We start from the raw sequence: 6,256 nt of genomic DNA on the forward strand, positions 1-6,256 counted from the left end.
CCTCGATCGTCGACCACGCGGCGCAGCGGCGCGCGTGGCTGATGTGGGGCGCGGCGGTGCTGACCTACCTCGCCGCCGTGTTCCACCGCGGCACGCTCGGCGTCGCGGGACCGCTGGCGATCGACCGGTTCCAGGTCGGCCCGGCCGCGTTGAGCTCGTTCACCGTGCTGCAGGTCGGCATCTACGCGGCGATGCAGATCCCCACGGGCCTCTTGGTGGACCGGTTCGGTTCGCGGCGCGTGCTCACCGCAGCCGTGCTGCTGCTCGGCTGCGGGCAGCTGCTGTTCGCCTTCGCCACCTCCTACCCGCTGGGTCTGCTCGCGCGTGCCGTGCTCGGCATCGGTGCCGCGCTGACCTGGGTGAGCATCCTGCGGCTGGTGGCGACCAGGTTCTCCGCGCGGCAGTACGCCCTGGTCGCGACGATCTCCGCGGCGATGGGCGCGCTCGGCGGGGTGGCCGCCACCTTCCCGCTCGCCGGAGTCCTCGCCGCGCTCGGCTGGACCGGGACGTTCCTGCTGGTCGGCGCGATCACCGCGGCCTACGCGACGATCACCGCCGGAGTGCTGCGCGACTCGCCGGGCTCGGCCGCCGGTGCCGGCGACGCCCGCACGATCCTGCGCAAGGTCCGTTCGTCCTGGGCGATTCCCGGCACGAGGCTGGCGTTCTGGACGCACTTCGGCACGATGTTCGTGCCGAACGTGATGAGCCTGCTGTGGGGCTACCCGTATCTGGTCGAAGGCGTCGGCGTGCCGCCCGCGCAAGCCAGCCTGGTGCTGAGCATCCTGATCGCCGGGCAGATCGCGGGCGGCCCGCCGGTCGGCGCGCTGATCGGCCGGTTCCCCGGCGCGCGGGTGCCGATCGTGTTCGGCTACCTGCTGTGCAACGGGCTGACCTGGCTGGTGCTGCTGAGCTCGGCGCGGCCGCCGCTGCTGGTGGTGTCGCTGAGCTTCCTGATGTTCGCCTTCGGCGGCCCGGTCTCCAACGTCGCGTTCGCGCTGGTGCGCGACTACAACCCGATCGACCAGGTCGGCACCGCGACCGGCATCGCCAACGTCGGCGGCCATTCGGCCACCGCGCTCGGGGTGCTGCTGGTCGGTGTGCTGCTCGACGCCGTCGGCGAGTACCGGATCGCGCTGCTGGCGCTGGTCATGTTGCTGCTGCTGGCCGTTTTCCGGGTGACCGTGTGGTGGCGTCGCACGCGCGCGGCGGTGCTGGCCGCGCAGGACCGGGGTGTCGTGACACCGGTGCTGATCCGGCGCCGCCGCTGGGACCTGCCGGAGCACGTGCCTGCCTGAAATCGCAAGTACTACTTTGGGTTCCTGACGGCGCAAGATCGGCGCGGCGCGGACGCCCAGGAGTACGCCACCGACTACCAGGACAACCTGGAATCGGCGAAGAAAACCATGCGGGAACCGCCCTCCTGACGGTCCGGACCGGACTCGATCGCGAGAAGGTGCGAACGAGCCACGACATGACCGACCGGCAACGAAGCGACCGGCGCAGCCGTCCGATCGCCTGCGCCGCGTCCGCGGGCGTGGTCCTGGTGCTCTGCCTCGCTGCCTGCACTCGTCGCCTACCGGTTCTTCAGCTGCTGAACCGGTTCTCACATGCGGGACGCGGCATCCGCGATCTGCGTTCGCAGCCAGCGGTGGGCGGAGTCGTTCGTGTTCCGGGAATGCCAGTACATGGCCTCGATGATCGGCCGGAGCGGCGCGGGCGGGGGCAACAACCGCAGGCCCATCCGGTTGGCGATCGGCCGTGCCAGCCGCTCGTGCACGATGCTGACCAGTCGGGTGCCTTTGAGCAGGAACGGGTTGATCACCCAGCTCTGCGTGAAGATCTCGACGTTGCGCTGCACGCCCAGTTCGTCCAATTGGACTTCGATCAAGGAGCGCAGCGGACCACCGCCGAAAGCGACGGAGGGCAGGCGCGCGAATTCCTCCGGTGAAACCGACCGGCCGATGTCGGGGTTGTCGCGGTCGGCCGCGAGCACGAAACCGTCTTCGAACAGAACCTCGTGCGGAAAGGGGAAGTTCGGGCCGGTGAACGCGGTCGGGGCGATCAGGAGGTCCACTTGGCCGCGTCTTAGTTGATCGAGGTAGTCGTCCGGTATCGGCAGCAGATTGAGGTGAATCCGCGGCGTGTGCGCGGCGAATTCGGCCAATAATGACTTGAGCAGCACGAATATGGCGTAGTCGCTGGCGATGACGCGGAAGGTGCGGTGGTCGGTGGTGGGGTCGAACGGTTCGCTGACGGCCATGGTCGCCTCGGCTGCCGCGATCGCCTCGCGTGCCGGGGCGACCAGTGACTCGGCCAAGGGCGTCAGCACCAGACGGTTTCGCTCCTTCACCAGAAGGACGTCGCCGAAATGCTTGCGCAGCCGGGCGAGCGATGCGCTCATCGCGGCTTGACCGACCATGTTGCGTTCCGCCGCGCGCGTCACGTGCCGTTCGGTGAGAAGTGCGTCCAATGCAAGAAGCAGGTTCAAGTCGACGTTGTGCAGCACCACTCGGAAGACCTCCATCGATGGCGGCCATGCCGCTGATCGACACCAACTGTTTCCCACGCTGCCCGGACCGCTCTAACGTTTCAGGCGAAAGCGACGAAAGATATGAAACCGAGATGCGCGGGCATCTGCGGTGTTCGCCGGGCCCGCTGTCCCGGAAGAAGCGGAGGTAAAGCGTGCGAAAGCGATCCAGCGGCGCGCCGTTGATCAGAGCAGTCGGGGGAACCGCGGCCGTCGCAGCACTGGCGGTCGGGATGGTGGGCAGCGCCAACGCCTCAGAGGTGCGGCCGTTCGCCGAGCAAGCCAGGGCGGCGGGTGTCAGCGAACGGCAAGCCGCCGCGTTGCAGGCCGACATCGATCGCAGGTTGGCAGGAATTCCGCGTGCGACGCAGACCGGTTTCAACCAGATCAGCTTCCCGGAGGGGGTGACCCGGACGTTCGACGTTCCCGGAGCGCCGAAGGCAGCCGGCGCGCCGAACTGCGGAGGCGGCAGCTTCTGCATGTACGCGGATGCCGACTACGAGCCGCCGTCCGGGCACGGTGGGACCATCTCGTTCTGGAAGTGCGGCGACTACGACCTGAACAACTCCGACTACGACTTCCTGGACAAAGCGACCAGCTTGCACAACAACCAGACCGCGGGCACGTATGCGTGGGCCGGCAGCAGGAACGGCGGTGGCTGGGACCACGTTTACTACGGCCCGGCGCCGTACTCGACTCCGCACCTGGGCGGGGGCTCGGACACGGCCGATCACGTTTGGCTCTGCGAGGCATAGCGGTTCGGGGGACCGGCAGGCTGGGGGGCTGTCGCGTCCAGCGTTGGTCGCTCGGTCGTGCGCCGCAGTCGTCCGCGCTGTATCGAACGGACTCGTACCCGGGCGATCACCCGCGGACCCGGCGGAAACGCCGGCGGTTCCACCGCGGAACATCAACCGCAAGATCGGCGATGGCCCGCTGAACTGCGCTCAGTTCAGCGGGCTTTTCGATGGTGCGCTGACACCGTCCACATAGGAACTCGCCGCGTCGGCGCCGGGAACTCGCGGGCGAGATAGCGCGTCAGCCGCGCGGTTCGGTGATTTCGCGCAGCTGCGCCCAGCCTGGTTCGGCCGCGGTCCAGTCGCCGGGGCCGGTGAGCACGGCAACCGCGGCCGTCTTCAACCGGCACGGTCGGCCGGTGAGCACCGAGACGACGTCTTCCAAGCCCGGGTTGTGGCCGATGAGGGCTGCGGTGCCGACGGAGCCGGGGAGTTCGTTGAGCACCGCGATCAGCTCACCGGCGGTCGCCTCGTAAATCCGGTCGTCGTGCACGGTTTCGACCGCGCCCGCTTCCGCGTCGACCAGTTCCGCCCCGGCCAGCTCCCACGTTCGCCGGGCACGCAACGCGGGTGAGCACAGCGCGCGGTCGATGCCGAAGCCCTGCCCGGACAGCCAGCGCCCGGCCGCCGCCGCGTCGCGTTCGCCGCGCGGCTCCAGAGGACGGTCGAAGTCGTCATCCCCAGCCGCGGCCTTCGCATGTCGGCACACCAACAACGTGCGATACATCGCCCTCGCCTTCCGCAGTCGCAAGCCTGGGCGGAAGGGTAGTAGTGGACCGGACGGGTTCACTGCGCACCGGCGTTTCCCCGCCGGTGCGACCGGAAAACCCACCGAAGAGGCCAACCCTGCCGAAGCGTCCAAAGGGGACCCGCGCGAGGAAACGGAGCAGCTGATGACCGGAAAGCTGGACGGGACCACTGCAGTCGTCACCGGCGCGTCGAGCGGGATCGGGGAGGCGACCGCCCGCGCGCTGGCCGCCGAAGGCGCCACGGTCGCGTTGTTCGCGCGCCGCCGCGACCGGCTGGAAGCGCGCGCCAAGGAGATCGGCGACGCGCACGCCTACGAGGTGGACGTCACCGATGCCGAAGCGGTGCGCTCCGCGATCGACCGCGCGGCCGACGAACTCGGCGGCATCGGCGTGCTGATCAACAACGCCGGCTACGGCAAGTGGGCGCCGGCGCGGGAAGCCGACCTGAGCGAATGGCGCAAGATGGTCGACATCAACGTCAACGGAGTGCTCTCCGCGACCCACGCCGCACTGCCGCACCTGACCGCGGCCGCGCGAGGATCCCGCGGCATCGCCGACGTCATCACCGTCAGCTCCGTGGCCGGGCGCAAGATGCCCGCACCGGACAGCAACGTCTACGCCGCCAGCAAGCACGCGGTCGGCGCCTTCTCCGAGGGCCTGCGCCAGGAACTCGCCGAGCACCACGTCCGAGTCGGCCTGGTCGAACCGGGCCTCGTCGAAACCGAGCTGACCACCAGCGAGGACGACACCGCGCCGAACGCCAGGACCGCCTCCGAACTCGGCGTGATCCAGTCCGAAGACATCGCCGACGCGATCGCCTACATGGCCACCCGCCCGCGGCGCACCGCGATCAACGAAATCCTGGTGCGCCCGACGGAACAGGTCAGGTAAGCCGCGGCAAGGTACTGCTGCAGATCATTTTGCGCGGCCGGTAGCGGAACCTCAGCGGCGCCCTCGATCGATTTCTTACGTAGCTCGCTACGCGGCGAAACCGCTGTCCTCGTGAGGACGCCGCTGAGAACCCGCGGCGGTGCCGGTTGCTCGCATGGTCGCTGATCAGCGACTCCGCCGCTGACAGGACAAGGCCCAGAAGCCGCTGTGGGCGCGGTTGGCTCAGCCGAGCCGCACCGGCAGCTGCTGGTAGCCGTTGGAGATGAACGACTCGGTCGGCGGCAGCTCGCCCGCGGACACCGCCAGTTCCAGCTTCGGGAACCGCTCGAACAACGCGGGCAGCGCGATGTGCGCCTCCAGCCGCGCCAGCGCCGCGCCGAGGCAGAAGTGCGGGCCGTGCCCGAACGCCAAGTGGTCCCGTGCGCCGCGGCGCGCGTCGAACTCGTCGGGTTCGGCGTAGCGCCCGGGGTCGCGGTTGCCTGCGGCGTAGGAGGCCAGGATCGCGTCGCCCTCGGCGATCACCGTGCCGTCCGGCAGCGGGATGTCGGTGGTGGCGAAGCGCAGCGGCACGTTCGCCAGCGCGGGCTCCCAGCGCAGCGTTTCCTCGACGACGTCGTCCCAGGACACTTCGCCGTTGCGGAGCATCGCGAGCTGCTCGGGGTGGGTGGTCAGCGCGACCACCGCCTGGCCCAGCAGGTTCACCGTCGTCTCGTGCCCGGCGCCGATCATCAGGATCAGCGTGTCGGCCAATTCCCGTTCGCTGAGCCGGTTCTCCTGCTCGTCGCGCGCCGCCAGCAGCCCGCTGGTGAGGTCGTCGGCCGGGTGGTGGCGCTTGTGCTCGATCAGGTCGGCGAGGAACTGCGCCATCTCCTGCGCGGTGGCCGCGGTCTCCTCCGGAGTGGCGGAGGTGCGGAACACCTCGTCCACGATGTGCCGCAGGCCCGCGCGCATCTGCTCGGGAACGCCGAACAGCTCGGTGATCACCGCGATCGGCAGCGGATAGGTGAACGCCGCGCGCAAGTCCACTTCGGACTCCCCGGCCAGCGCGTCCAGCAGCTCGCCGGTGATCTCGGTGATGCGCGGGCGCAGCGCCTCGACCCGGCGCGGCGTGAACGCGCGCGAGACCAGCCCGCGCAGCCGCGCGTGATCCGGGCCGTAGGCGGTGAACATGTTGTCCACGCCGACCCACGAGATCAGCGGCCAGTCACCGGGGATCTCGCCGCGGATCCACGCGGGCCAGTGCTGCCGCGGATCCTTCGACACCCGCTCGTCCGCCAGCAGCCCGCGCAGCCTGC

6 protein-coding genes are annotated in these 6,256 nt (G+C 69.6%); 3 read left to right on the forward strand and 3 right to left on the reverse strand.

The genetic code is table 11. The features are described from left to right. Positions 1 to 41 precede the first annotated feature (41 nt). Entirely contained in the window at positions 42 to 1,295 is a 1,254-nt protein-coding gene (locus IJH84_RS10900; RefSeq protein ID WP_295143534.1) for an MFS transporter, read from the forward strand. Between the two features lie 308 nt (positions 1,296 to 1,603). Here IJH84_RS10900 and IJH84_RS10905 read toward each other — a convergent pair whose 3' ends face one another. Continuing rightward, the gene (locus IJH84_RS10905) at positions 1,604 to 2,509 is read right to left on the reverse strand and encodes a LysR family transcriptional regulator (RefSeq protein WP_200072986.1); all 906 of its coding nucleotides are present in this window, start codon (positions 2,507 to 2,509) and stop codon (positions 1,604 to 1,606) included. 200 nt (positions 2,510 to 2,709) lie between these two features. Between IJH84_RS10905 and IJH84_RS10910 the strand changes: the two genes are divergently transcribed. Then, entirely contained in the window at positions 2,710 to 3,282 is a 573-nt protein-coding gene (locus IJH84_RS10910) for a hypothetical protein (protein ID WP_295143525.1), read from the forward strand. A 280-nt stretch (positions 3,283 to 3,562) separates the two neighbouring features. On the opposite strand, the gene IJH84_RS10915 is transcribed toward IJH84_RS10910, so the two are convergent. After that, positions 3,563 to 4,048, reverse strand: coding sequence for a histidine phosphatase family protein (locus IJH84_RS10915; protein ID WP_295143528.1), 486 nt, complete (start codon positions 4,046 to 4,048; stop codon positions 3,563 to 3,565). Positions 4,049 to 4,214: 166 nt separating this feature from the next. On the opposite strand from IJH84_RS10915, the gene IJH84_RS10920 reads away from it, so the two are divergent. Then, complete coding sequence (locus tag IJH84_RS10920; RefSeq protein WP_295143531.1) at positions 4,215 to 4,961, forward strand: SDR family oxidoreductase; 747 nt, start codon at positions 4,215 to 4,217, stop codon at positions 4,959 to 4,961. A 222-nt stretch (positions 4,962 to 5,183) separates the two neighbouring features. Here the strand turns inward: IJH84_RS10920 and IJH84_RS10925 are convergent, their stop codons facing one another. After that, complete coding sequence (locus tag IJH84_RS10925; protein ID WP_295143537.1) at positions 5,184 to 6,251, reverse strand: cytochrome P450; 1,068 nt, start codon at positions 6,249 to 6,251, stop codon at positions 5,184 to 5,186. Positions 6,252 to 6,256 lie beyond the last annotated feature (5 nt).

It is taken from the genome of Saccharopolyspora sp., assembly GCF_017434145.1.
Lineage (GTDB): Bacteria > Actinomycetota > Actinomycetes > Mycobacteriales > Pseudonocardiaceae > Saccharopolyspora_C > Saccharopolyspora_C galaxeae.